At 36.8% G+C, this 26729-nt stretch carries 24 protein-coding genes; 11 read left to right on the top strand and 13 right to left on the bottom strand.

What is annotated here, in order from left to right:
- Window positions 1-103: 103 nt before the first annotated feature.
- From ACP6L2_RS03150 to fbaA, 8 genes are all read right to left on the bottom strand, one after another.
- Window positions 104-2401, bottom strand: coding sequence for a GH92 family glycosyl hydrolase (locus ACP6L2_RS03150; protein WP_440507843.1), 2298 nt, complete (start codon window positions 2399-2401; stop codon window positions 104-106).
- 73 nt (window positions 2402-2474) lie between these two features.
- Window positions 2475-3449, bottom strand: a complete 975-nt coding sequence (locus tag ACP6L2_RS03145; protein ID WP_440507842.1) for an NAD(P)H-quinone oxidoreductase — start codon at window positions 3447-3449, stop codon at window positions 2475-2477.
- A complete protein-coding gene (locus ACP6L2_RS03140; RefSeq protein ID WP_440507841.1) occupies window positions 3449-6181 on the bottom strand; it encodes an outer membrane beta-barrel protein in 2733 nt (910 codons plus the stop codon). The genes ACP6L2_RS03145 and ACP6L2_RS03140 overlap by 1 nt, the downstream gene beginning before the upstream one ends.
- Before the next feature lie 152 nt (window positions 6182-6333).
- A complete protein-coding gene (locus tag ACP6L2_RS03135) occupies window positions 6334-6861 on the bottom strand; it encodes a ferritin (protein ID WP_344674662.1) in 528 nt (175 codons plus the stop codon).
- A 161-nt stretch (window positions 6862-7022) separates the two neighbouring features.
- The gene (locus ACP6L2_RS03130; RefSeq protein ID WP_440507840.1) at window positions 7023-7385 is read right to left on the bottom strand and encodes a hypothetical protein; all 363 of its coding nucleotides are present in this window, start codon (window positions 7383-7385) and stop codon (window positions 7023-7025) included.
- A 501-nt stretch (window positions 7386-7886) separates the two neighbouring features.
- Window positions 7887-8228 (bottom strand): ribosome hibernation-promoting factor, HPF/YfiA family, encoded by a 342-nt coding sequence (gene hpf, locus ACP6L2_RS03125; RefSeq protein WP_344674664.1) that lies wholly within the window; start codon window positions 8226-8228, stop codon window positions 7887-7889.
- A 14-nt stretch (window positions 8229-8242) separates the two neighbouring features.
- A complete protein-coding gene (locus tag ACP6L2_RS03120; protein ID WP_440507839.1) occupies window positions 8243-9124 on the bottom strand; it encodes a tyrosine-type recombinase/integrase in 882 nt (293 codons plus the stop codon).
- A gap of 723 nt (window positions 9125-9847) precedes the next feature.
- Window positions 9848-10927: a class II fructose-bisphosphate aldolase gene (gene fbaA / locus ACP6L2_RS03115; protein WP_440507838.1), complete on the bottom strand. Its 1080-nt coding sequence runs from the start codon at window positions 10925-10927 to the stop codon at window positions 9848-9850.
- 181 nt (window positions 10928-11108) lie between these two features.
- Here fbaA and ACP6L2_RS03110 point away from each other — a divergent pair, with 181 nt between their 5' ends.
- The 4 genes from ACP6L2_RS03110 to ACP6L2_RS03095 all read left to right on the top strand — a co-directional run bounded on the left by ACP6L2_RS03110 (window position 11109) and on the right by ACP6L2_RS03095 (window position 15129).
- Entirely contained in the window at window positions 11109-11459 is a 351-nt protein-coding gene (locus tag ACP6L2_RS03110) for a Spx/MgsR family RNA polymerase-binding regulatory protein (protein WP_440507837.1), read from the top strand.
- Between the two features lie 202 nt (window positions 11460-11661).
- Entirely contained in the window at window positions 11662-13626 is a 1965-nt protein-coding gene (locus tag ACP6L2_RS03105) for a M1 family metallopeptidase (protein WP_440507836.1), read from the top strand.
- A gap of 2 nt (window positions 13627-13628) precedes the next feature.
- The gene (locus ACP6L2_RS03100) at window positions 13629-14324 is read left to right on the top strand and encodes a hypothetical protein (RefSeq protein ID WP_440507835.1); all 696 of its coding nucleotides are present in this window, start codon (window positions 13629-13631) and stop codon (window positions 14322-14324) included.
- A gap of 136 nt (window positions 14325-14460) precedes the next feature.
- Window positions 14461-15129 (top strand): NAD(P)-dependent oxidoreductase, encoded by a 669-nt coding sequence (locus tag ACP6L2_RS03095; protein ID WP_440507834.1) that lies wholly within the window; start codon window positions 14461-14463, stop codon window positions 15127-15129.
- An 82-nt stretch (window positions 15130-15211) separates the two neighbouring features.
- On the opposite strand, the gene ACP6L2_RS03090 is transcribed toward ACP6L2_RS03095, so the two are convergent.
- On the bottom strand, window positions 15212-15757 hold the full coding sequence (locus ACP6L2_RS03090; RefSeq protein ID WP_440507833.1) for a DUF1543 domain-containing protein: 546 nt from the start codon (window positions 15755-15757) through the stop codon (window positions 15212-15214).
- A gap of 63 nt (window positions 15758-15820) precedes the next feature.
- On the opposite strand from ACP6L2_RS03090, the gene ACP6L2_RS03085 reads away from it, so the two are divergent.
- A complete protein-coding gene (locus ACP6L2_RS03085) occupies window positions 15821-16690 on the top strand; it encodes a serine hydrolase (RefSeq protein WP_440507832.1) in 870 nt (289 codons plus the stop codon).
- Between the two features lie 220 nt (window positions 16691-16910).
- Here the strand turns inward: ACP6L2_RS03085 and ACP6L2_RS03080 are convergent, their stop codons facing one another.
- The 3 genes from ACP6L2_RS03080 to pdxH are packed head-to-tail and all read right to left on the bottom strand — an operon-like array spanning window position 16911 to window position 19260.
- Window positions 16911-18104, bottom strand: a complete 1194-nt coding sequence (locus ACP6L2_RS03080; protein ID WP_440507831.1) for an NADH-quinone oxidoreductase subunit D — start codon at window positions 18102-18104, stop codon at window positions 16911-16913.
- Window positions 18105-18109: 5 nt separating this feature from the next.
- Entirely contained in the window at window positions 18110-18601 is a 492-nt protein-coding gene (locus ACP6L2_RS03075) for an NADH-quinone oxidoreductase subunit C (protein WP_440507830.1), read from the bottom strand.
- A gap of 5 nt (window positions 18602-18606) precedes the next feature.
- Window positions 18607-19260, bottom strand: coding sequence for a pyridoxamine 5'-phosphate oxidase (gene pdxH, locus ACP6L2_RS03070; RefSeq protein WP_440507829.1), 654 nt, complete (start codon window positions 19258-19260; stop codon window positions 18607-18609).
- 131 nt (window positions 19261-19391) lie between these two features.
- Here pdxH and ACP6L2_RS03065 point away from each other — a divergent pair, with 131 nt between their 5' ends.
- The 6 genes from ACP6L2_RS03065 to ACP6L2_RS03040 all read left to right on the top strand — a co-directional run bounded on the left by ACP6L2_RS03065 (window position 19392) and on the right by ACP6L2_RS03040 (window position 25969).
- Window positions 19392-19958, top strand: a complete 567-nt coding sequence (locus ACP6L2_RS03065; protein WP_440507828.1) for a YqgE/AlgH family protein — start codon at window positions 19392-19394, stop codon at window positions 19956-19958.
- Between the two features lie 41 nt (window positions 19959-19999).
- Window positions 20000-21262 carry a PQQ-dependent sugar dehydrogenase gene (locus tag ACP6L2_RS03060; protein ID WP_440507827.1) on the top strand — a complete coding sequence of 421 codons (1263 nt, stop codon included), beginning with the start codon at window positions 20000-20002 and terminating at the stop codon, window positions 21260-21262.
- Window positions 21263-21659: 397 nt separating this feature from the next.
- A complete protein-coding gene (locus ACP6L2_RS03055; RefSeq protein ID WP_440507826.1) occupies window positions 21660-22883 on the top strand; it encodes an ROK family transcriptional regulator in 1224 nt (407 codons plus the stop codon).
- Window positions 22884-22992: 109 nt separating this feature from the next.
- Entirely contained in the window at window positions 22993-23757 is a 765-nt protein-coding gene (locus ACP6L2_RS03050; RefSeq protein ID WP_440507825.1) for a 5'-nucleotidase C-terminal domain-containing protein, read from the top strand.
- Window positions 23732-24688, top strand: coding sequence for a metallophosphoesterase (locus ACP6L2_RS03045; RefSeq protein WP_440507824.1), 957 nt, complete (start codon window positions 23732-23734; stop codon window positions 24686-24688). Before ACP6L2_RS03050 ends, ACP6L2_RS03045 begins: the two co-directional genes overlap by 26 nt.
- Window positions 24689-24751: 63 nt before the next feature.
- Complete coding sequence (locus ACP6L2_RS03040) at window positions 24752-25969, top strand: MFS transporter (RefSeq protein ID WP_440507823.1); 1218 nt, start codon at window positions 24752-24754, stop codon at window positions 25967-25969.
- On the opposite strand, the gene recR is transcribed toward ACP6L2_RS03040, so the two are convergent.
- Window positions 25966-26580: a recombination mediator RecR gene (gene recR / locus ACP6L2_RS03035; RefSeq protein ID WP_440507822.1), complete on the bottom strand. Its 615-nt coding sequence runs from the start codon at window positions 26578-26580 to the stop codon at window positions 25966-25968. The genes ACP6L2_RS03040 and recR overlap by 4 nt on opposite strands.
- Window positions 26581-26729: the final 149 nt, after the last annotated feature.

The raw sequence follows: 26729 nt of genomic DNA, 5'->3' as shown, positions 1-26729 counted from the left end.
GTTTTTTATTAAAATAATCCTCATTATCTCACACAAAATATACAGCATAAAAAAAGACGACTGAATATAAACTCAGTCGTCTTAATAAAGCTAAAATTATTAATTATTGATCATCCTTACTTAATGAGAAAGGTAAATCCGATTTATTAACTCCTCTGCTTTTATTTGGTGCAGAGCCCATCTCAAAATTAAGCTTCGCCCCTTTCATGAGCTCACTGTGTTTGATATAATTTTTTGAGTAATTTTTACCATTCCATTTCAGACCTTGTATATATCTATTGGAATCTGAATTGTTCTTACTTTCCAGGATAACTTTCTTTCCATTTTGAAGATGTAAAGTCACTTTATCAAAAATTGGTGAACCTAAAACATATTCATCTGTAGCAGGAGTAACCGGATAAAATCCTAAAGCAGAGAACACATACCATGCAGAAGTTTGTCCATTATCTTCATCTCCACAATAGCCATCAGGATTTGGAGAATACATTCTATTCATTGTCTCTCGAACCCAATATTGCGCCTTCCAAGGTGCTCCAACATGATTATATAAATAAATCATATGCTGAATCGGCTGATTACCATGCGCATATTGGCCCATATTAGCAATCTGCATTTCACGAATCTCATGTATCGGGAAACCATAATAGCTATCATCAAATACTGGAGGTAAAGAGAAAACAGAATCAAGCTTAATTTCCATGGCTTGATGCCCTCCCATCAACTTTGATAATCCTTCGATGTCTTGGAATACGGACCAGCTATAATGCCAACTATTTCCTTCAGTAAAAGCATCTCCCCATTTGAATGGATTGAATGGTGTTGACCAAGATCCATCTTTATTTTTACCGCGCATTAGTCCGGTAGAAGGATCAAATAGCTTGCTATAATTGAAGGAACGTTTTTTATAAAAAGCTTGGTCATCCGCCGATTTATTCAACGATTTTGCCAATTGATAAATAGAAAAATCATCATATGCATATTCCAAACTACGGGCAGCATTTTCATTGATCTTAACGTCATACGGCACATAGCCCAGTTCATTATAATACTCGGCTCCAGCACGTCCTACAGCAGTCATTGGACCAGCATGATTTGCCCCTTTGATTACAGCCTCATAAAGTGTTTCAATATCTTTGGAACGAACGCCCTTTATCCACGCATCTGCTACTACTGATGCGGAGTTGTTGCCAACCATAATGTTTCGATAACCAGGACTTGCCCATTCAGGCAACCACCCTCCCTCTCTGTAAGCATTTGCGAGCCCCTCCTGCATCTTTTCATTCATTTCTGGATACATAAGGTTTAAAAATGGAAACAATGCCCTGAATGTATCCCAGAACCCTGTATCGGTAAACATGTAACCCGGCAACACTTTTCCATTGTATGGCGAGTAATGCATAACTTGCCCATTCCCGTCAATTTCATAAAACATTCTTGGAAATAGTAAAGAGCGATAAAGACTAGAATAGAATGTGCGCATCTGATCTATCGTAGCTCCTTCCACTTCTATTCTACTTAAGGCTTTATTCCAAATATCTTCACCTTTCTTTACTTGCTCATCAAAAGATTGACCATCGAGTTCTTTTAAGTTTAGGATTGCTTGCTCAGGACTAATAAAAGAAGAAGCAACTTTAACAAGTACCTTTTCTCCAGCATTAGCAGTTTGAAATCCTAATAAGGCCCCTACATGGTTAGCTTGCACTTTATAACGACCATCCGTCAATACAGAATCTGCAAAGGTCGCCACATTGGCAAATGGACGATCAAATTCCAAAACAAAATAATTCTTGAAATTATCAGGTACTCCTCCACTATTTTTAGTGGAATAACCAACAATACGCTGTTCTCTAGGTAAAACCTCGACAAAAGATCCTTTATCAAAGGCATCAATTAAAACATATGCAGAATCGGTTTTTGGAAATGTAAAACGAAAATAAGAAGCTCTTTCTGTCGGTGTAACTTCAACCTTGGTATCATAATCAGCCAGATATACGGAATAATAATGCGGTTTTGCTATTTCTGCCTTATGGGAAAAATAACTTGCTCGTTTATCTTGGTCAAATGTTTTATTTCCTACCATGGCCATAATAGAAAATTGGCCATAATCATTCATCCATGGTGAAGGTTGATGCGTCTGTTTAATCCCTCTGATTTTCTCAGCAGTATAGGAATACATCCATCCATCACCCATTTTTCCTGTTTGAGGACTCCAAAAATTCATTCCCCAAGGCAAAGCAATTGCAGGATATGTATTTCCACTTGATAGAAAATAAGTCGACTGCGTACCTACTAAGGTACTTACCATATCTATTGGTCTCTCAATCTTACCTACCTTCTGTGCAAAAACTCCCAGTATGCTCCCACCTAAAAAAATTGCTGTTGTAATGATTTTTAAGTTCATATTTTTTTTAGAATAGGTTATCTCTTGGAATAAAAATAATAAAAAAAACCAATAATTAGATAGCTAAAAGTATTTAGCTTTCCATTGTAAGAACTATCTTACCAAAATGTTCTTGACTATCGAAGTACTGATGGGCTTGTACAACCTCATCCAAAGTAAATACTTTTGTGAGCATGGATTCGAAAGTTCCATTAGCAAATAATGGAATCAGCACATCTTGTATTTCTTTCGTCAAAGCACGTTTAAAGTCCAAATCTCTTGCCCTAAGTGTAGATCCAGTTAAAAGAATGCGCTTCTGCATCAACTTGAGCAAATTCAAAGTCACCTTTGCTCCAGTCGTAGCATTAATCTGAATCAATCGCCCATCTTCATTTAAAAGGTTAATATTCTTTTCAAAATAAGACCCTCCAATGCTATCGAGTATTATATTTATTCCTAATTTTTTTAATTCATTTTCAAAATCCTCAAGGTGATAATTGATGGCTTTTACTGCTCCCATTTTTAAGGCAAATGCAGCTTTTTCCTCATTTCCTACAGTACAATAAACTTGCGCACCGAAATGGGTAGCCAATTGTATGGCCATACTTCCAATTCCTCCTGAACCACCATGGACTAATAATCGATCTCCTTTTTTTAACCCACCACGTTGAAATACATTATGCCATACGGTAAAAAGTGTCTCGGGCAAGGATGCAGCATCCTCGAAACTTAGATTACTTGGCTTTTTTATACATAAACCTTCATCGACACAAACTTCGGTTGCATATCCCCCACCAGCTAGTAATGCTAAAACTTCATCACCAATTTTGAAATCTTTAACATCTTCCCCGAATGCCTTTACTATTCCAGCCACTTCTAGTCCCGGTATATCAGCTATAGCACCTGCTGGAGCTGGATAATTCCCTTTTCTTTGAAAGACATCCGGTCTGTTAATCCCAGCGGCCTTAACATCCAGTAACACTTCTTTAGGACCAGGAATTAAACCCTCATGCTCCATCACCTCCAATACTTCTGGACCTCCAAAACTTCGTATTACTGCTGCTCTCATTACTTTTTATTTGGATAATTTTGTAAACGCAAGTTCAAACTCAACATTAAATATCGTCCTAAACGATTATTACGTGATTCAAAAACATCATTACCAATATATTCCGTCATAACACCCACGTTCTTGTTTTGATCCAATAAGTCAAAACATTGTAAACGGACCATGGCCATCTTATTTTTTAAAAACCCATACTCCATATAGGCATTTATAATAGTGGGATTAACATCACTCACCTCAGCTACATACCCTTTATAAAACTTTTGGGACATCTCTGCACCCATCATAAATCCTTCGCCTATATATCCTTTTCCTCCAACACTAACCAAAAAGGAATGAGCTGCAATCTTATTCTTTATAGGCAATTCATAGGTAGCACGATTTAAGAAATAGTTAGTGTTAAATATGGACTCAAAATAATCGTTCCAATTGTATTTTAATACCAAATTCTGGTTATAGAGTAATTGCTTCGTTTTACTCTTGACTTCATTGATAAAAGACAGGTTATTATAGTAGTCAATATTACCTGTTATATCCATCTGGAAATTATCATTGACAAACGGTGTATTGAAATAATAGTTCCATTTGACATCGTAATAACCATCAGTATTGTCAAAAGTCGTTTCCTGAACCGTTTCATTAGATGTGGATTTCTTTACACTGACAATCTTATTGTTAATAAATGTATAGGCTAAATTCGACTCGAAAAACTGTCCTTTATTAGGAACAAACTTTCTTATCGAAGAGGAAATTCGGTTATAAAACTCCGCCTTTAAAGAAGGGTTACCAACAATAATGTTCCGTGAGTTTGAGTTGTCTCGAACTGGTGTAATATGTAGAAAATTCGGCTGTATGTTCTTACCCAAATAATCTAATTTAATATCGAAATTATCCGAAAACTTATAGCGCACATTAGTAGAAGGCACCAGATTAACATTGCTATAATCATACTGTGCAGTATCCTCTTTTACACGTCCAGATAATGATAATGGTTGCACGGAGAATCCCATATTAATCCTAAACTTCTCATTGGGTTCATATTGGTAATTCAAGCCTGTCTTATAACTTTTATACTGATAGGCATAATCAACACTTAAGGAATCTACCCAGCCTCCATCATGACCAATCGGATTTCTTACGGCTCTTGTAGCCTCGATATTGGTGATATCCACATCATATAGAATCTCCAATAAGCTATGATTGAAAAACGGTTCTACATATGAAACTGAACCTTTCATGGAGTTAGTATTATTCCGGGAGTCTACCAATTGGCTTTGTTCAAAGAGATTTATTACCGGGTTGAATCCTGTGGAGTCAAATCGCACATAATCTTCTTTAATATTTTCATCCTTATTCAAGGATTGATAATTCAATCGTGCATCCGCCACCAACTTACGCCCAGGCTTTGAAAAGTATTTAGAGTATAAAACAGAAAATTCTGCCGTTGGATTAGAGTTTATGGAAGTATCTTGATAAGTACCTCTTTCGCGAATTTTGTAGTTTGTGGCGTTTGTTGATTTAAGGTTATAATTGTAAAAACGGTTATAAGTAACCTTAGGAATAATCTTTAAGAGATCTTGATTCTTAAATTTTGAATTAATTTCCAATTGCAACTTATGAAAATTATCATTCAGTTTCCGTTCAAAATCCTCCATTCTTCGGATTTTAAATCCCTGATATGATGATGTTAAGGAGGAATTACCTTTAGTAATATTTTGCTTGCTTTGGTAAGTGTAGCCTCCGGATATCGAGACATATTTCCCTAAACTATCCGTAAAACTAAAACCTATAGATGATAATTTATTGAGACCATCTGATTGGTCGGAGAAATCTCCTAAATCTCCCAATCCCGAACTTCTTCCTCCAGCACCATTTGGACTTCCAAAAGTAAATAAACTGGTATTTGTATTATTAACAGAAGCAACAACAGAAAACTCCTGTCCATCATTAAATTTATTGACACCTATACTCCCCAAATAGCGATCACTTGAACCAACACCTAATGTACCTTGGCCGAACGTAATCTTCTTTTTATTATCCTCCAATACAATATTGATGATCTTTTCGGGTTCTGTATTCTTTATTCCCTTTTCATGGGACACATCACCATAATCATCTATAACCTCAATTCTTTTTACAATCTCTGCCGGCAAATTCTTTGTCGCAGTTAATAGATCCCCACCAAAAAATTTTCGTCCATCAACCTGAGCTGAAGATATCAGCACACCATTATAATAGGTAGTACCATCTCGGAGCACTTGAAACCCTGGAAGATATTTTAAGGCATCTTCCAATAATGCTCGTTCAGGAATAGAAAAGGCCCGTAAATTAAATTGTGTCGTATCACCACGAGAAACTACAGGAACAATCTTAACAATATTTACTTCAGGGATTAAATTCGCTCTTGGGATCATACTCACCTTTTTGAGGTACAATTGCGAACTGTAACGGTTAAATAAATGACTTCGATTTAAGATATCATAGCCAATCATACTATAAGAAACATTAATCATGTTTCCCTTAATATTTCCGAATTGGTAAAAACCATTTTCGTCTGTCTCGCTGGACATGGTATCTAAGGAGCTAATCAAGCGAACGCTGACGCCTTTCATACCTACTCCCGTTGTATCAACCACCAATCCCTCAATACTGCGCAGTGGGGTCTGGGCATACGCCCCATGCTTACCCATGCAGCATAGTAAGAGTATAAGTATGATTTTATAGATGATACGCACAGGCTTTAAGACAATTTTAAATACTGATTTATTACCATTATTGCTAAAGAATGAAATTTACCATTAAAACGCTTAAACTAAAAATATTTGTATAAAAAAAACGGGCTAAATTTATGTTTTAGCCCGTTTTTGTAAAATTTTAATTGGAATTCTTATTCACCATCAAAAGTTACTTTTACCAAGTGACGGTCAATTTCCCAACGTCCTGTACCTTCTTCTCCGATTACATCGAATAATTCAAGGATACGACGTGCTACATATTCTTCCTCAACTTGTTCTTGTAAGAACCATTGAATAAAGTTAAATGTTACAAAATCCTTTGCTTTCATACATTTGTCAGCAATCTTGTTGAATTGCTCTGTTACGAACATTTCTTGCTCTAAAGTTTGCTCAAACACACCTCTGAAAGATTCAAAATCAACAGGTACATTTGTGATTTCTGGAGAGATCGAACGTCCTCCACGTGCAGAGATGTAATTGAAAATCTTCAACATATGCGTACGCTCTTCATCAGATTGTTTAGCAAAGAATGCTGCAGCATTGTCTAAACCTTGGTCATCACACCAAGCTGACATTGCTAAATATAATGCTGATGCATGTCCTTCAATCTTAACTTGTGCGTTCAATATGTTTTCGATATCCTCAGAGATCGAGGTTTTTAATTTCAATAAATCTTTCATGTCTATATATTTTAAAAGTCTTGGAGACCCATATCTCCCTACTGTTAATACAAAGATAAGGCTAAAAGGTGTTTTTAGGCTGAAAAATCTGCAATACAAATTCAGTCTAAATTAGCCATACACTAAGTTAAACTATTTAGAATCAGTATAATTACAAAGAATTAAATGGCAAGAAGAGCTTTAGACTGAAGACAGTTCTTAATCTCGCTATTTAGCTCGATCATAAACTTCGCTCCCGACAATAATTCTCTCATTTTCAGAATGTCTTCAACAGAAAGAATGAATATACGCTCCGAGCGGAACGGCATTAATATTTCAAAATCAAAAGTACGCGAGGAATTACATAACATCAATTCCACATCCATTGCATCAATAGCCTTCTTGAACTGAAAGAAATCACGCACCTTGAAAGGCGTAGCTTCCCCCTGAAAATCCAACCAATAACAGTTTTTTCTACTACACTGATAAACCACACCATGCTCGGTTTTAAAAACTTCCTCGAAACTCGCTAATGGACAAATCATCTGCTTTCTCTTAATTTGGAACAAATCTAAATATTGTTAAGAATTATTCCAAATAAATTGGCAAATAGTAGACCGCTTCGCTATTAGACGTGAGATATGAGACCGCTGCGCTATTAGATTTGTTTTAACAGCACGAGAATTTTGATGGATCATATAGGTATCACACTAGCGTAGGGGCAATACTGAGTGAGGATGAGGAAAGGGATTTATCCTTGACAAAGACAAACGGAATGTCTGCCCGAATAATTTCTATTAAAATTTATGATTTAAAATAATGGAATTTTATTTAGTTAATAGGCGGTCGTTGCATACATCGCCTACAAACAATCTTGATTTTATTATTCCAATCGTCCATAACCGTAGGGTCGAAGCATGCTTCGACCGATAAAGCAATCCCCCCTTTCTATCTCAAATCTCACATCTCACATCTATCAGCGAAGCGGTCTCAATAAGCGATCTACCACTAACAAACTAAAAAAGCCCCCAGATGGGGGCTTTTCATTAAAATTCTTCTTCTTGATTTAATATTTCTTTATGGTTACTTGTCGATGTTCGTGTTTTGGTTTTATGTTTATTTATTTGACGTCGGATGGACTCGATGGCTATATCGGTAGCTTCTTCAAAAGTTTTAGCCTGTGCTTTGGCAAACAGCTGATTGCCTGGAACATTAAATTTTAACTCGACGACCTTGTTAGCTTCGTCATCCACATTTTCTAACCTGAGGTAACATGCCCCTTCAATAATGTTGTCTAAAAATTGATTCAATTTCTCAGACCTCTTCTTAATGAACTCGATTAGTTTACTGTCTGCGTTAAACTTAATAGATTGCACTGTAATGTTCATTTTTCCTCCTTTTTTTAAGCCTTTGGATGGGCTTGTTTATAAATTGATTTCAATCGTTCTGCTGAATTATGCGTATATACTTGCGTAGCCGATAACCCAGCATGTCCTAATAATTCTTTAATAGCATTTAAATCTGCACCATTGTCCAATAATGTCGTCGCAAAACTGTGTCTCAATACATGAGGACTACGCTTTTGCTGCGAAGTAATCCTGCTTAAGTATTTCTTTACGATACTGTAAATCAACTTAGGATATGCAGGTTTCCCTTCTTTTGTAACGATCAATTCTGCAGAATTGTTTTGAAATGATGTGGCTTTTTTTTCTTGAAGATATTTTTTCAATTCCTCAAGTAAGGTCATGTGTATGGGAACAAAACGCTCCTTGCTCCTCTTTCCCAAGATAAGAATTTTTTTATTATAAAAGTCAATATCATTTTCCTTTATTTTCAATAATTCCGCCAAACGAATACCAGTTCCAAAAAGCAATTCCAAAACAATGAAATCACGGCGATCTTCAAAATCCTCAGCCTCTGCATCCATTTGCTCCAGTAGCTTTAACATCTTTTCCTGTTCCACAACTACAGGAAGTTTTTTGGGCGTCTTTAATGCCTTTAACAAACTACTTGGATTCTTCGACAATAGTTCCTCGCGAACTAAAAACTTATAGTATGATTTGATCGATGATATCGCACGATTTACAGAACTCGCCTCCTTACCCTGCTCCCGCATAGTTGAAAAGTAATAACGAAGAAACTTATAGTCAACCTCCTCAAATGGAATCCCGTCCTTTTCTATAAATTGAAGTAAGTTGTCCAACTCCAAACTATAGGCCGTGATCGTATGTGACGAATATCGCTTTTCAAACTTCAGAAAATTAATAAATCGATCCTTATACATATCCTTGATCTTGTATTGTAAGTATAGGGATAATTATTCAATTTATAAGTGCCCAAAATCAATTTTATCCGTGATTTCAGTACCTTATTTAGATCTTGACAAAGTTGTGATGAATGAAAAATTCGGATCTATTCAATATCTACCATTGACCCGCTTATTTGAATGAATTCACAATGTATGTATTTTATCTAACAGCGAAGCGGTCTCATAATGGCTTTTTAGAGCGGGCGATGCATGCATCGCACCTACAAATATTCGTGGAAATATAAACTATAACAACCTTAACCGTAGGGTCGAAGCATGCTTCGACCGCAAATACATAACTGTAAATTCTAATCCGAAATTAGGTCTATAATCTGGTGTCTTTCGTCTCCTATCTCATATCTCTCAAAGGTGTTTTCTTTGGTACTTCTTCGGATCTCCTTCGGAACTTGTTCGGATCTCCTTCGGATCTCGTTCGGTTAGAAGCGAACGAGATCCGAATAAAATCCCTATCAGATCCAAAGAAATTCCCTAAGAGTTACGAACCATAATGGAAGGAAATACTAGCATATACAAATGAATACTAGGTGTATATTATTAGGGGAATATTTTAAGCTATTACAAGTAGTTTTTATTGGGTATACGGTTTAGAGAAAATCATATATAAAAAAAGACTGTTCCTTAACTTAATAAGGAACAGTCTTTAAATAGGATATTTTATGCTTTAAAGCAGATGGTAAATTATAATTTACTATTTGCGTCCACCGCGTTTAATTCTTCAAAAGCTTGTTTCAAGCGCGTAACGAAAGCTTCTTCACCTTTACGCAACCATACACGAGGATCGTAGTATTTTTTGTTTGGCGAATCTGAACCTTCAGGGTTACCGATTTGTCCTTGCAAGTAATCGTGGTTTTTCGCTTCGTATTCACGAACACCATCCCAGAATGCCCATTGCATATCCGTATCGATGTTCATTTTAATCGCACCATAAGAAATAGCTTCTTTAATTTCTTCAGGTGAAGAACCTGAACCACCATGGAAAACAAAGTTTACAGGCTTTTCAGCTTGTAGATTGAATTTCTCACGGATATATTCTTGTGAATTGTGAAGGATTACCGGTTGTAATTTCACGTTTCCTGGTTTGTAAACACCATGCACATTACCAAAAGCAGCAGCAACTGTGAATTTATCAGAAACTTCTGAAAGTTCTTTATATGCGTATGCTACTTCTTCAGGTTGAGTATATAATTTTGAGCTATCTACATCTGAGTTATCAACGCCATCCTCTTCACCACCTGTAACACCTAATTCGATCTCGATAGTCATACCTAGCGGTTTCATACGCTCTAAATATTTCTTAGAAATCTCGATGTTTTCTTCAATAGGCTCTTCAGAAAGATCCAACATATGAGAGGAGAACAATGGCTTACCATGTTGGGCATAGAATTTCTCTCCAGCATCCAACAATCCATCAATCCAAGGAAGTAATTTTTTAGCAGCATGATCTGTATGTAGCATCACTGCAACACCATAATGCTTTGCTAATAAATGAACGTGTTGTGCAGCAGAAACAGCACCTAAAATACAGGCTTTTAAACCATCGTTATTCATGGATTTACCCGCGTAAAACTGGGCTCCACCATTGGATAACTGAATGATTACTGGGGAATTAACTGCTTTTGCAGTTTCCATAACTGCATTAATGGAATCGGTACCTATTACGTTTACGGCAGGTAAAGCAAAATTGTTCTTTTTTGCTATTTCAAATAACTCTTGTACTTGATCTCCTGATAGAACACCTTTGAAATCTTTTAGGCTCATAGTTTATTTCTTTCTAAATAGTCATTAATGAAAATAAAGATATAGTTTTTTTTAGACTAGAAGAAATATAGTGTAAAAAATACACTATTGGAATTTAATGTAATAAATCCACTACAATCCGGCTATTCGAGATTTATTAATATCTTTAGCTAATCATATAGCATTGAAACAGCATAAAAATATGTTACAGGTTTACGGAATAAAAAATTGCAATACAGTAAAAAAAGCATTAGACTGGTTGAACGAGCATAATCTTCCTTATGAATTTCATGATTTCAAAAAAGAACCAGCAACCGAAGAAAAGCTTTTGACTTGGGAAAAGGAATTAGATTGGCAATCACTTGTCAATAAAAAAGGTACTACTTGGCGTAAATTAAGCGCTGAGGAACAGGATGCCGTAGTTGATGCCAAATCAGCAAATAAGGCCCTCTTATCGAATAATTCGATGATAAAAAGACCTGTCATTGAAACTCCCAAAGGAATATTATTGGGTTTTGATGAAACGTCTTATTCGGAAAAGTTAAAGGCTTAAAGCTATTTAATTCTTAAATAACATTGCTCTCATCAATTTGGACAAAGAGTATAGGAAAGAATTTAGCTTTAGTACGATAAGTTCTGCGTTAGGCAAGGAATAAAATCGTAACAAAAAGCAATTCTTATTCTAAAAATACTCTTTAATTAATCTGGTATAAAGCCTTATAAAAAGCAAACAACAAGAAACAAATAAACAACCGATGAATAAAACTAAATTATTACCACTGGCAGCAGTCTTGTTATTTTCACAGGCTGTTTTTGGTCAAGCACAACCTACGCGAAGCACGGAGAGTGTGTATGACTATAAAGCTGCGTTTAATCCGGTCTTTTATAACAATTCTGGATCTGTTTACCGTTCAGCATCTGGCAAGCCAGGTCATCAATATTGGCAAAATGCCGCAAATTATGACATTAAGGTTAGTTTGAATGATCAAACACATGAAGTCAAAGGGACAGTAAAGATTTCCTATACCAATAATAGTCCAGACAAGATGGATTTCATTTGGTTACAGTTGGAACAGAATTTATTTAATCAAAAGTCCATAGGACAAGCTGTTGTTCCATTGACCAACAGCCGCTATGGCGATTCTTCGAGCGACTTTGACGGCGGTTATACCATAAGTCAAGTTAAAGATCAGTCTGGAAAAGAAGTAAAATATAAAATCTACGATACTCGAATGCGGATAGAACTTCCGAAAACATTGGAAGCGAATGGAGGGAAAATCGAATTCAGTATGGATTTCTCTTACATCGTTCCTGAGTATGGAGCTGACCGTACGGGTATTCTACCAACCTCCGAAGGAAACATTTATGCTATTGCGCAATGGTATCCGAAAATGGCGGTATACGATGATGTACATGGATGGAATAACCTTCCTTATACTGGACCAGGTGAATTTTACTTAGAATATGGTGATTTCAATGTGGAGATTACTGCTCCTGCCAATCATATCGTAGTTTTAGGAGGTGAATTGCTCAACCCAGAAGAAGTATGGACAAAAGAGCAATTGGATCGTTTCAACAAGGCTAAGAATAGTGATAAGACAGTCATCATCCGCTCGCAAGATGAGGTACCAAATCCTAATTCACGTCCAAAGAAAAGCACCTTGACTTGGAAATATCGCTTAAATAATGCTCGTGATGTAGCTTGGGCATCTTCTAAATCTTTTATCATCGATGCTGCAAAAATCAATTTGCCAAGTGGTAAGAAATCTTTAGCACTTTCAGCTTATCCGAAAGAAAGTAATGGCGGAAATGCTTGGGAAAGATCAACTGAATACACCAAAGCATCCATTGAACATTATTCCAATAAATGGATGGAATACCCATACCCTATTGCTGTAAATGTGGCATCTAATGTGGGTGGTATGGAATATCCAGGTATTGTTTTCTGTGGTAGCCGAGCTAAGGCAGGAAGTCTATGGGGCGTTACGGACCATGAGTTTGGACACATTTGGTTCCCTATGATTGTAGGTTCCAACGAGCGTCTATATGCTTGGATGGATGAAGGCTTTAATACCTTTATCAATGACCTGTCAACAGAGGCGTTCAACAATGGCGAATATAACCGCACGAGGGGCTCTCGTAATGCGATGACACGCATGATCATGAATCCAAGCCTAGAACCAATCATGACTACCCCACAGGGCATGAAAGAACGTAATATTGGTATGTTGGCCTATTACAAGCCAGGATATGCCATGCGTATATTAAGAGATGAGGTTTTAGGAGCTGAACGTTTTGATGCAGCTTTCCGCAAATACGTAGAATATTGGGCTTATAAGCATCCAACTCCTGAAGATTTCTTCCGTGTAATGGAAAATGAAACTGGAGAAAATTTAAATTGGTTCTGGAGAAGTTGGATCTTAAATAACTGGTCATTGGATCAAGCTATCACAGATGTCAACTATGTTGAGTTGGACCCAACAAAAGGTGCTATCATTACCATCAGCAATTTACAAAAGATGCCGATGCCTGTAGTTGTTGAAGCGACAACGGTATCAGGAAAGAAAATTCGCCATAAACTTCCGGTAGAAGTTTGGGAGCGAAACAGTTCGTGGAAATTTGTGTTAAATACTACAGAGAAGTTAACGAACGTACGAATAGATCCAGACCAAGTTTATCCGGACTCTAACCCGGAGAACAATGTTTGGAACAGCAAATAAGCATGAGAAATTTAAAAGAAATATACCTTACTGTCATGCTGCTATTAGGCAGCATGACATTTTCATTTGCGCAAGATATCAAAGGGATTGTCATTGACTTAAAAAATGACAAGCGTATTAGTGAAGTAGAGATTAAAAATTTAAGAACTAATCAACAGACAAAAACCGACGCTCAAGGGAACTTCAGTATCCCCGGAAATCGGTATGATTATTTAAGCTTAATGGTTCGTGGATTCGATCGTGACACTGCATTTATTTACCAAGAATTGGGGGAAATAAATCGCATTTACCTGATTCCAGATAAGACCACCATTCAGATTGATGAAGTAGTTGTAACGAAGATAACGGACAGCCGTATAGCAAGGGAAATTGAGCGTGCTAAGAACAACAGCAAGGCTGTGGAGACCAGCCAAACAAAAGGAGGCCTACGTGTATCTCCATCGCGGTTATTTGGCAAAGACGCTAAAATAGCTAGAAATGCCATTAAAATCTTGGAATTGGAACAAGAACAACGTTTTGTCGATCGTGCATTTACGGACGAATTAATTCAATCTTTAGTGCCAATCAGCGATGCTGACCTTCCACTGTTTAAGGATAAATATAAGCCAAGCTTTGAATTTGCCAAAGCAGCAGTAAAAGAAGATTTGACTGCATACATCCTAGTTTCTTATGCTGAATTCAAAAAGTTAAAGAAATAAAGCTGAGTTTCCATTTTTTGGAAACATTTCAGAATTTAATACTGTTATATAAAGGATATGTCATAAAAACCTCCGGTTTGAAAGACATATCCTTTTTTTCATTTAACTTAATCGTAAGGAAATCAAAGGAATTATTATGGACAACGTAGAAAATAAAAAAGTAGCCTTGATCGGAGCTACAGGATTTGTCGGATCACATATATTGGATGAGTTGCTGCAGCGTGGTTATGAGGTTACCGCAATAGCAAGAGATGTCAGCAGCTTAAAAAATAAACCCCATGTTTTAGCGGTACAGATGGATGTGCAGGAAAGCACTGCTTTGGGCTCTGCATTAAATGGAAATGAAGCTATTATCTCGGCCTATAATGCAGGTTGGACAAACCCCAACATTTATGAGGATTATATGAAAGGTTCTCGACATATTTTAAAGGAGATAAAAGAATCAGGTGTCAATCGTGTTATTGTAGTTGGTGGTGCAGGAAGTTTGTTGACTGCAGAGGACACTAGAATTGTTGATGGCAAAGATTTCCCGAAGGAAATAAAACCTGGTGCATTAGCCGCAGCGGATTTCTATGAATTGATATCGAGAGAAGGAGATTTGGATTGGACATTTTTCAGCCCAGCTTTAGAGATGAACCCGAAATCAGGGGGAAGCAGAACAGGAAGTTATAGAACAGGAACCGATTACCCAATATTTGATACCGAAGGGCACTCAAGGATCTCCGTTCAAGATGCTGCCGTGGCTATTGTTGATGAGCTGGAAAACAAGAAATTTATTAAGAGAAGATTTACTGCCGGTTATTAGAATAACAAAGGTTAGGCCGCTCTATAATGAGCTATTGACAAAAACCATATTGTTTAATAAATCTTCAATATGGTTTTTGTTATTATTTGGCTATCAATTTACTAATCTTCAAATAACCTACGTTTAATTCATCTTCTTTGCCCTCTCCTTCTACACAATGCAGTTGAAACTTAGATTTAAAATCAGAAGGTAATAAATCTTCTACCTCATAAACATCATCTACATCAATTCCATATTTATCATCAATATGCGAGGAATCATGGTGTTTCCAAAACACAGATTGTTTGGCAATTCGAGTTGCTTCTGCTAAATCTTTTGCTACAACAACCTGTTTGTAATGATATTCCTCCATATCATTTGGTTTATAGCCACCCAAATTGACAAAGAACAGCTTATTTTCATCTTTTAAAGGGCTGGAATCTCTAGGTACAACGTTTATCTGAAAGCCATCTACTTGACTTACCTTCCTCCAGGAGTCGATATGCATTTTTCCTTCTAGCTCTGCCCAAAACTTATGGAGACTTGGCACCAAATCTTTGAGTTCTTCAGCTATGCCGAAAAAAACATCATGTTGTTCTGTAAATCTTCCAGATGGCTTACCGCCTATCACGAGCATAAATAAGTTCATTGCCTGCATATTTGTTTATGATTCCTTAACTTCGAAAAACAAATTAAACAAAATATCTAAACCATGAAAAAACAAATCTTTATCGCTTGTCTTCTTATTCTATTTAGCATAAACCTACATGCGCAGAAAATTGATAAAAAACTCAGCAAAAAAATTGAACAAGAAATCAAAGGTTTCCAAGGAGATGTTGGCATTTATGTAAAAAACCTAAAGACGAAAAAAGAAGTTCGTATTTCTGCGGACAGCATTTTCCCTACTGCTAGTATTGTGAAAGTACCTTTACTAGTCGGTATCTTTCAAAAAATACAGGATAAAGAGTTGAATTTAAAACAAGAGTTTGTTTATAGCGATAAACGTACTTATGGTGGTTCTGGTTTAATGCAGTTTTACAAGGATAGCACAAAAACAGATTTGGCAACTATGATATCCTTAATGCTGACCTATTCGGATAATGTTACCTCTATTTGGATTCAAGAATTAGCAGGTGGTGGTGCAGTTATTAATCCTCAAATGGAAAAGTTAGGTCTAATGAATACCAAAGTAAATTCTAGAACGGTAGGACGAGAAGCAGACTGGAAAAAATATGGATGGGGTCAAACTACGCCTTATGAGATTGCTCATCTTTTTGAATTAATCCGAGAAGGAAAAGTGATTGCTCCAGAAGCTTCCGATAAAATGTACCGTTTTTTAAAGAATCAATTCTACAATGAACGTTCATTATCACAAATTCCTGCTATCTACAGCACCATCAGTAAAACAGGTTCAGTAAATGATGCACGAGGAGAAGTGGTTTTGGTCAATGCCCCACATGGTGATCTAGTTTTTTCCATTTTGACTAAAAACAACAAAGATCAAAGTTGGACTGATAAAAACGAGGCTGAAAATCTAACTAGAAGAATTGCTAAACTAATTTGGGAGCACTTCGAAAATTAATTGAACAGGAAAAATAAAGGGATCAATAATGCTCGAAACTAGGAGTGCGCATTTGTGCATGATTAATATTTTAAGCAAATAATAAGAAAAAAGAAAGGGAAGCAATCTGGCAATTGCTCCCCTAACTATTAACCAATTATAAACTTAAATTATGAGATGGCAAATATATGCATAAAATTCATATCTCCTAAAAGTTTTTGCAGTTTTTTGCATTATTCAACTATCTATCGACCTCACCAAGCACGATATCTATGGAGCCAAGAATAGCAATTAAGTCAGCAATCAATACACCTTTACCTAATTCAGGCAATACAGACAAGTTATTGAAACTTGGGCCTCTTGCCTTTATCCTTCTTGGAATATCGGTCCTTTCAGCCGTCACAAAATAGAAACCTAACTCGCCTTTTGGATTTTCCGCTCGAACATAGTAATCTTGTGCTTTCAAATTGACCTTTTTAGGCACTAATGCACGAGGATCAAAATCAGGAGTTCGTTTAAAATCTTTAGTTAGACGAGCCAGACATTGTTCGATGATCTTTACAGATTCTTTTACTTCATCAACCCGAACCTTATAACGATCCCAACAATCGCCAATTTGCCCCATCTCCCCTTTACCTACTGGGATATCAAAATCTAATTCCGGATACACGGAGTATGCATCTACACGTCGTAAATCCCACTTAATACCTGATGCCCGAAGCATAGGTCCTGAACAACCATAATTAATAGCTACATCAGCCGGCAATACTCCAATATTAGCCGTACGTTGGATAAAAATTTGGTTATTGGACAAAAGATCATCCAATTCAACCAATTTAGGTTTGAAATAATCTATAAATTCTTGACATCGTTCTTCGAAATTGACCGGGATATCGTAAAACAAACCACCAATCCAGATGTAGTTATACAGCATTCTAGATCCCGATGCCCATTCCAGCATATTCATGATATGCTCACGGTCTCTAAAACACCACATAAATGGTGTAAAAGCACCGATATCAATACCGTATGTACCGATGGCAATTAAATGGGAAGCAATACGATTGAGCTCGCAAACTAAAACCCGAATGTATTCAATACGCTTAGGGATTTTATCTTGAATACCCAACATTCTTTCAACACCCATTACAAAAGCATGGCTGTTGTTCATAGAAGCCAAATAATCCAAGCGATCGGTAAAAGGAATAGTTTTGGTATAATTCATAGACTCTGCATGCTTATCAAAGCAACGGTGCAGATAGCCTAAATGCGGAATAATATCTTTGACAATTTCCCCATCGGTAATCAATTCCAGTCGTAATACACCATGTGTTGAGGGGTGCTGAGGTCCCATATTGATCACCATCTCTTGGGATGAAACATCCGTTATTCGACTTTCGTAATCTCGGAGTCCTTTCAGGTATTTTTCGTTCATCAGCCTTATTTGATAGGAATATTATGGTAAGTATCTGGATCGACGTAATCTTTTCGAAGTGGAAATCCTTGCCAATCATCTGGTAGTAATATTCTTCTTAAATCGGGATGCTCGGTGAAGAATATGCCCATTAAATCAAAGGCTTCTCGTTCATGCCAATCGGCAGTACGCCAAATGGAGGATACCGAAGGGAGCTCAGGTAGATTTTCTTGCCGCCGATCATTCTCCAACTTCACCTTTAATACCAATTCCTTTTGATAAGGTATAGAGCTCAAGTGATAGACCACCTCAAAATAATTTTCTGGATGATAATCTACTGCTGTTATATTGGATAGAAAATCAAAATACAGACCTTCGGTTTCCTGTAATACTCGGCAAACGGCTACTAAATGAATTGGGTTAATATAAAGGGCAGATTGCAAACCAAGGTGTTGTTCTTCTAAAACAGCTGCTTGATCAACTTTCTTTTGTAATATCTCTTTAATTGCTGTTAACATCTTATTTATGGCGCTATACGAATGATTTTCCAATCATCAGCTTGTTTTTCATATACGATACGATCGTGTAATCGACTACTTCTCCCCTGCCAAAATTCCATTCGATAAGGCTTTAATAAAAAGCCTCCCCAGAAAGTTGGTCTAGGAATATGTGCTGTCCCTTCAAATTCCTTCTCAACAGCTTCAACACGATCCTCTAATACTTTTCTATCGGCAATAACCTCGCTCTGCGGACTAGCTATAGCACCTAATTGGCTACCACGTGGTCTTGAAGCATAGTATTCATCGGAATCCTCTACAGGTAATTTCTCTACTTCTGCTTCGAAACGAACTTGACGTTGCAGTTCCGGCCAGAAAAACAGAACACTTACAAAAGGATTTGAAATCATTTCTTGCCCTTTACGACTGTTGTAATTGGTGAAAAAAGAAATTCCATTGGATTTGATATCCTTTAATAACACCACGCGAGAAGAAGGACGACCCTTCAGGTCGGCAGAAGAAACGACCATAGCAGTTGGCTCTGTGACTTCAGAAGCAACAGCCTCATGAAACCACTTGGAAAACTGATCAATGGGATTACTAAGCACATCAGTTTCATTAAGACTGCTCTTGGCATAGTCTTCACGAATTGCAGCTATTTCTTTATGTACAATGGACATGGCAGATATGTATTTGTTACAAACTTAACCAATTATCCATTTTTTAATGAAAAGGATATGAAAATTATTAGTATTTTACGGTAGAATTAAAAACAGTAAGAATTATTTTCACACCCTTACAACTATTCTTTATGTTCAACGAATTCACACCAAAAAAAGGAAGCTTGCTCATTTCAGAGCCTTTTATGCTAGATCAGAACTTTGAAAGATCAGTCATCTTACTCTGTGAGCACAATGACAGTGATGGCACAATAGGTTTAGTATTAAACCATCGTTCCATGCTTAATTTATCGGATGTCCTTGAAGGCATGGACAATACGGAAGTACCGCTATATTTTGGTGGTCCTGTGGAAGGAAATGCTTTATTTTTTATCCACCGTGCATATGACAAACTAAAGAGTGGAAACCACATTGTGGATGATCTTTATTGGGGTGGTGACTTTGATCACCTTCGGGATTTGCTGAATGACAACCTACTGAGTAGTGATGAGGTAAAATTGTTCTTAGGCTATTCGGGATGGAGTCCAGGGCAGTTAGATGACGAGATAAAACAGAACTCCTGGGCTGTACACAACTCATTTCATATTGACCTTACGTTTATCAACGATGGTGAAGATTTATGGAAGGAAACTATTATTAGCATGGGGCCAAAATATGCACATGTCGCAAACTTTCCGAAGCGTCCGGAGTTTAATTAAAGAAACAACAAATTAGAAATAAACAAATAATCAACCACAACATGAAAAAACAAATAACAAGTGCTTTAATTTATGTAGCTGCAACAGCTTTAGTTTCTTGCTCAGGCACCAATGGTACCGAGGCAGGAGCAAAAGACAGCACAGGCACTTCGGTCGATACGACAAAATATCCACCCGTAGAAACACAAAAAGCAAATACAGACTACAAGCCTGCATTTGAAGGGCAAACACGCATAGCTGGTGTAAAAACCGCCACAGCATTTGAAGGCAAGGTAATAGCTCAAGGCTTAAAAACGCCATGGGGAGCCGCGAATTTACCGGATGGCAGAATCTTAGTTACTCAACAGAAGGCAGGGAATATGGTTATCGTCGATCCCACCTCTGGACAAGTGAGTGCTCCTATTGCCGGTTTACCAAAGGTAGATTCAGATGGTCAAGGCGGTTTATTAGGGGTTACTATAGACCCTGATTTCGCAACAAATAGAATGGTTTATTGGGTATTCTCAGAACCTGTAGCCGATGGAAACCATACTGCTGTGGCAAAAGGGAAATTAGCAGCAGACGAAAAGAGCATTGAAGGGGCTACTGTTATTTACCAAGCATTACCAACCTACAAAGGTAAATTACATTATGGAGGTCGTATATTATTTGACAAATCCGGGAATCTTTTTGTTACCACTGGAGAACGTTCTGATTTAGAAACGCGTCCTCAAGCACAAGACCTAAAATCTGCATTAGGTAAAATTATTAGAATTACTAAGGATGGTAAGCCTGCGGCAGGTAATCCATTTGAATCAGATAAAAATGCTCGACCAGAAATCTATTCATATGGGCATAGGAATGTACAGGGTTTAGCTTTTCACCCAGTAACAGGTGACCTTTGGGAAACAGAATTTGGCCCAAGAGGTGGAGATGAATTAAACTTGGTAAAACCTGGATTAAACTACGGATGGCCAACTATCACCTATGGATTAGAATATTCGGGAAAACCAATCGGCACCCCGATTATACAACAAAAAGATGGTTTAGAGCAACCAGTATACTATTGGGATCCTGTTTTGTCGCCTAGTGGTATGACTTTTTATAAAGGCAATCGCGTTCCTGAATGGGAAAACAATCTATTTATCGGAGGCTTAAGCAGTACACATATTGCAAGATTAGTTATCAAGGACAATAAAGTTGTCGGTGAAGAACGCTTATTAGCAAAAGAAGGAGAGCGATTCAGAAATGTTATTCAAGGTAATGATGGGGCACTTTACGCCTTCACGGATGCTGGAAAAGTATATAAAATTGATAAAAAATAAAATTAGGGATAAAAGACTATTATCCTTGTACTAAACAAGAACCCTAAAGCTAAATTCTTAGCGTAAGAAACAATAGGCTAAATGAAATTTTCATTTAGCCTATTGTTGTTTTAACAGCACCTTTATATAAGATAAAGGCTTCATTAAACTAAACATCCTTAAAATTTTAATTATTCAAACTGACTTTATTAAAATATTTAATATTCAATTAATATTTACAACATAAAAGGATAAAAAATGATGTAATATTAATATTGTTTTACGGTTTTATTCAAATTAGATAAATTATTAATTATATATTTGTAAAGAGGCTTAATTAATCAATAATATTCACATTCAAGCAAAATATAGTTGATTATTAAGCATATATAACTGTCGGAAACCGTATAATAACCATATGAACAGCGTAGAAAAAGTATTAACTACAAATAGCAGCAACAAAGAAAAAAAGACCAACAAAAAGAAAATCGCTATTCTAAATGCCATCTTTCAAAAAGGGAAAATCTCCATTAATGATTTAATGAAAAAACTAAATATTAGTTTTCCAACATTAAACGCTTTCTTGGTGGAATTGGTTGTTCAAGGTTTAATCATACAGCATGAGCGAGGAGAGTCAATAGGTGGTAGAAAACCTAATCTATATCAGTTAAATGATAATTTATTTAAAATTGTAACCGTTGAGGTCAGGAAACAGTCTTTAAAGATTCAGATTCTAGACAATAACTGTGTAGAATTAGTTCCTGCTAAAACTTTTCCTTATCACCTCTCAAAGGATAAAAGCCAGCTTAAAACCTTAATTAATACGGTTCGTAATTATGTAATAGAAGCTCCCATTCATTGGGATGAAATATCGGGAATAGCTATCTCTATGCCTGGCTTAATTGAAAAAAGCACGGGTATTAACTACAGTTATTTCTATGAAGATGATTTTCAATTGGAAAAGCAGTTAGAAAATGAATTCTATAAACCTACCATTATCATCAATGATGCAAAGACATCCGGTATTGCCGAACAATATTACGGTGCATTAAAAGGTAAAAAAGATGGTGTAATGGTTCATTTAGATTGGGGAATTGCACTAACCTTTATTAGCAACCATTCTCTGCATTGGGGTAAGAATGGCTTTGCAGGGGAAATAGGACATATTTCATTTAAAGAAGAAGGTGAGCTATGCTATTGTGGTAAACGTGGTTGTCTGGAGACTTTAATTTCTGGGGCTTCCCTTGTAGAAAAAGCCAAACAAGATATCGAAGCTGGCATACCGACCGTTTTAAACATGGTCAATTTAGAAGAAGAAATCCAACCAAGGCATTTGATACAAGCAGCATTAAATGGCGATCAATATGCTATACAATTAATGACCACGCTAGGTAATAAATTAGGCAAAGCATTAGCGATGATCCTTCAATTATTCAATCCTGAGATTGTCGTGATATCTGGTGAATTTGCAAAGGCTTCTCCCCTTTTATCTTCCTCCATTCAACAACAGTTTCATACCTATACCATGAAAATGATTGCTAATAATTGTGAGCTTGTAGCTTCCAATTTAGGTGATCGTTCCATCAGCATGGGCTTAGTACGTTATTTTGTAAAAAGATACTTTGAAGAGAATTTGGGATAAAATTAAGATAATATAAACAGCATATTATTTTTATCCCCTGTCATCAAAATAATGCATCAGAGGTTTCGTTTTCTTGGCAATCTTAATACCTTTGCATAAAATTATTGATATGAAGACATGGTTTTCAAAGCATAATTTGCTGTTTCTTCTTGTTGGTCTGCTTAGCTTAAGTTCTTGTAAAACGACCTATTACCAAGCTACGGTAAGTAATAAACAGATGCTTAGCATCGATAGTAAAATTGTTGAGGATACAGCGATAAGTAATTATATTACGCCCTATCGTCAACAATTGGAAGCCAAAATGAATGAAGTTATTGGTACTTCCAAAGAAAACATGATTCAAAATCGTAATCTTCCGGAAACTTTATTAGGCAATTTTTTCACCGATGCAATGGTAAATATCGGCCGTAATATTGATCCACAAGTAGATTTTTCCATGGCTACAAAGGATGGAATCCGCTCGAGTATTAAGGCTGGAGATATTACTGTAGGTACTGTTTTTGAGTTCATGCCTTTTGAAAACCTATTGGTCATTCTAGAGTTAAAAGGATCTGATGTCTTAAGATTGGCTGATTTTATTGCTGAAACTAATGGACAACCTATTAGCAATGCTCAAATTGTAATCAAGGATAAGAAATTAATAGATTTCAAAATCGCTGGGAATGCTATTGATCCCAATAAGACATACAAACTAATCACTTATGATTTCGTTGCTAATGGTGGAGATCATGTGCGTGGTTTAGATAAACCTGTAAAAAGTGTCACTACAAAACAGCTCGTTCGTGAGGGGCTGATCGAATATATTCAAGGCTTGACAAAAGCTGGTAAACAAGTAGAATCGAAATTAGATGGAAGAGTTAAAATCATTGAATAGAAGGGATTTCTTAAAGGGAATCTTAGCTGCAGGAGCTGCAGTTAGTCTTTCTGGACTTCCATTAGCTGGCTTTGCTAAATGGAAAGAAGTTAAAATTACCATTCTACATACCAACGATGTACATAGCCGTGTTGACCCCTTCCCTATGGATGGAAGCAGATTCCAAGGCCTAGGCGGAGTGGCTAGACGTAGCACCTTGATCAATAAAATCCGATCAGAAGAACCAAATGTCTTGTTGTTTGATGCTGGAGATATCTTCCAAGGAACTCCATATTTCAACGTCTTTGACGGAAAATTGGAATTAGAACTGATGTCTAAATTAAAATATGACGCCGGAACATTCGGAAATCATGAGTTTGATAATGGACTTCCAGGGCTATTAAAACACTTTGACAAAGCTAACTTCCCTTTTATCTCCTCCAATTATGATTTCAGTGGAACCATCATGGAAGGCAAATCCAAAGAGTACGAGATCTTCAAAAGAGATGGCATAAAGATAGGTGTTTTTGCTGTTGGAGTTAATTTAGATGGTTTAGTAGATCCGAATAGCTATAAAGGTGTCAAAATATCTGATCCAATTGAAGTTGCTGCTAGAATGACTAAAAAGCTGAAACAGGACCTGAAATGTGATGTGATTATCTGTCTTTCTCACATCGGTTATTCCTATGACACTGATCAAGTCTCAGATTTAGTCTTAGCAAAGAATTCAAAGGACATTGATTTAATCATAGGCGGACATACACATACGTTTTTGGATAAACCTACGGAAGTTCGCAATCTGGATGGTAAAATCACACTGGTAAACCAAACCGGACGTTCGGGTGTTAATCTTGGAAGAATTGATATTATCCTAGATAAGCAGACCGGTAGCAAACGTACAGTGGCGAACACCTATGCTATTGATGCTTCTCTAGATCTCATCAAAGCCTAATCTTGCAGACATACAATCTTTTATTTGTACCCTGCAAAGGGTACTGTTAATCTATTTACCATATTGAAAGCACTAATTAAACTCTATATAAACTCCTATAAAGGATTATCTCCAGCAGCTTGGTTACTAGCATTAGTTATGCTAATTAACCGTACTGGCTCCATGGTAATCCCTTTTTTAGGGATCTACATGTCCTCAGAACTTAACTTCAGCAAACCTCAGATCGGTATGGTATTAGGTTGTTTTGGTTTAGGATCTGTATGCGGATCTTGGTTAGGAGGCTGGCTAACCGATAAATTCGGAAACTTTAAGGTTCAGGTGTGGAGCCAGATTCTAGTTATTCCACTATTCTTGGTATTGCCTAATTTCCGAACCTTTGAAGGTTTGGCGCTTATGATTTTCTTGTTGACCTTAGTTGCCGACACTTTCCGACCTGCTAACTCGGTTTCCGTTGCTCGATATGCTAAACCAGAAAACATTACTCGTGCCTACTCATTAAACAGGATGGCAGTCAATCTAGGGTTTTCTATTGGCCCTGCTCTTGGTGGATTCTTGGCTACCATTTCTTACGACTGGATCTTTTACGGAAATGCAATTGCTGCTGGTGTTGCTGCTGTAGTTTTTATTTATTTCTTTAGAAATAGAAAAGCAAGAACAGAACCTAAAGAGTATAAAAAAGAGCAGTTTGTGGAGGAAGGACCTGTTAGGAATGCCTATAAGGACGGATTATTTATCGTATTCAATATTCTATGCTGCTTCTTTTCTATGGCATTCTTTCAATTATTGAGTACTCTCCCATTATATTACAAAGAGGCACATCAGCTACTACCTGATCAAATCGGATTACTTTTAGGCTTTAGTGGATTTGTAATTGTGTTGTTTGAGATGATCCTAGTACATGTGGTTGAGCATCGATTCTCTGTGCGTCAAATCATGCTTTGGGGTACTGCCATAGCGGGTGTATCTTATTTGATGCTACCTTTGGATTTAGGTATGACATGGCTCTTTTTAGCGATGTTTATGCTATCTACTGGGGAAATGCTTTCCTTGCCATTTATGGCCACAGTAAGCATCTCTAGAGCTAGTAAATCAAATCAAGGAGCATATATGGGATTTAACTCCTTAGCGTTCGCTATGGCCAATGTGTTCAGTGCCTATTTAGGAACCTATATTGCCGAGCATTTTGGCTATAATACGCTTTGGATTGGAAATGGTACTGTATTGATGATCTGTGCAATAGGATTCTATTGGATCATTAGCAAGATGAATAAGGAAGTTTAACCGACATTGCGCTCGTAAGGAACACGAGTTGCAATGGATCTTCCTAGTGTAATTTCATCCACATATTCCAATTCACCACCAAAGGAGATTCCTCTGGCAATGGTACTGATTTGGATATTAAATTCACGAAGTTTTCTATACAGGTAAAATATAGTTGTATCCCCTTCCATGGTAGCACTAAGGGCAAGGATTACTTCTTTTACTTCTGAATTTCGAATTCGTTCAATTAAGCTCTCGATTTTAAGGTCAGCTGGGCCTACTCCTTCCATTGGTGAAATCAATCCGCCCAATACATGGTAAACACCATGGTATTGATTCGTGTTTTCAATTGCCATAACATCACGGGTATCCTCTACAACACAGACTAAGCTATGATCACGTTTTAGAGAAGCACAAATCTCGCAAACCTCCTGATCGGAGATATTAAAGCAAGTCCGGCAATAGCGTATTTCGGATTTTAAGCGATCAAGAGATTGGGTAAACTTCGAGACATCAGCATCCGATTGTTTCAATAGATGTAACACTAAACGTAAAGCAGTTTTCTTTCCTACTCCGGGTAGTTTGGAAAACTCTTCTACTGCTTGTTCAAGAAGTTTAGACGAAAAATTCATTTGCCAAAATTACAAAAATAAAACCAAGTCAGATAAGGAATAAATTTGAAGAATTTTCAGCAAAAAGTTGTCTGGACTAAACATAAATTAAATATTTAATATTATCTTACAAGTAACGGTATGGCGGATAATTCTGCTTACCTGAAAAT

Source organism: Sphingobacterium lactis (assembly GCF_051951495.1).
GTDB lineage: Bacteria > Bacteroidota > Bacteroidia > Sphingobacteriales > Sphingobacteriaceae > Sphingobacterium > Sphingobacterium lactis_A.
This window is presented reverse-complemented; position numbering and strand designations above follow the sequence as displayed.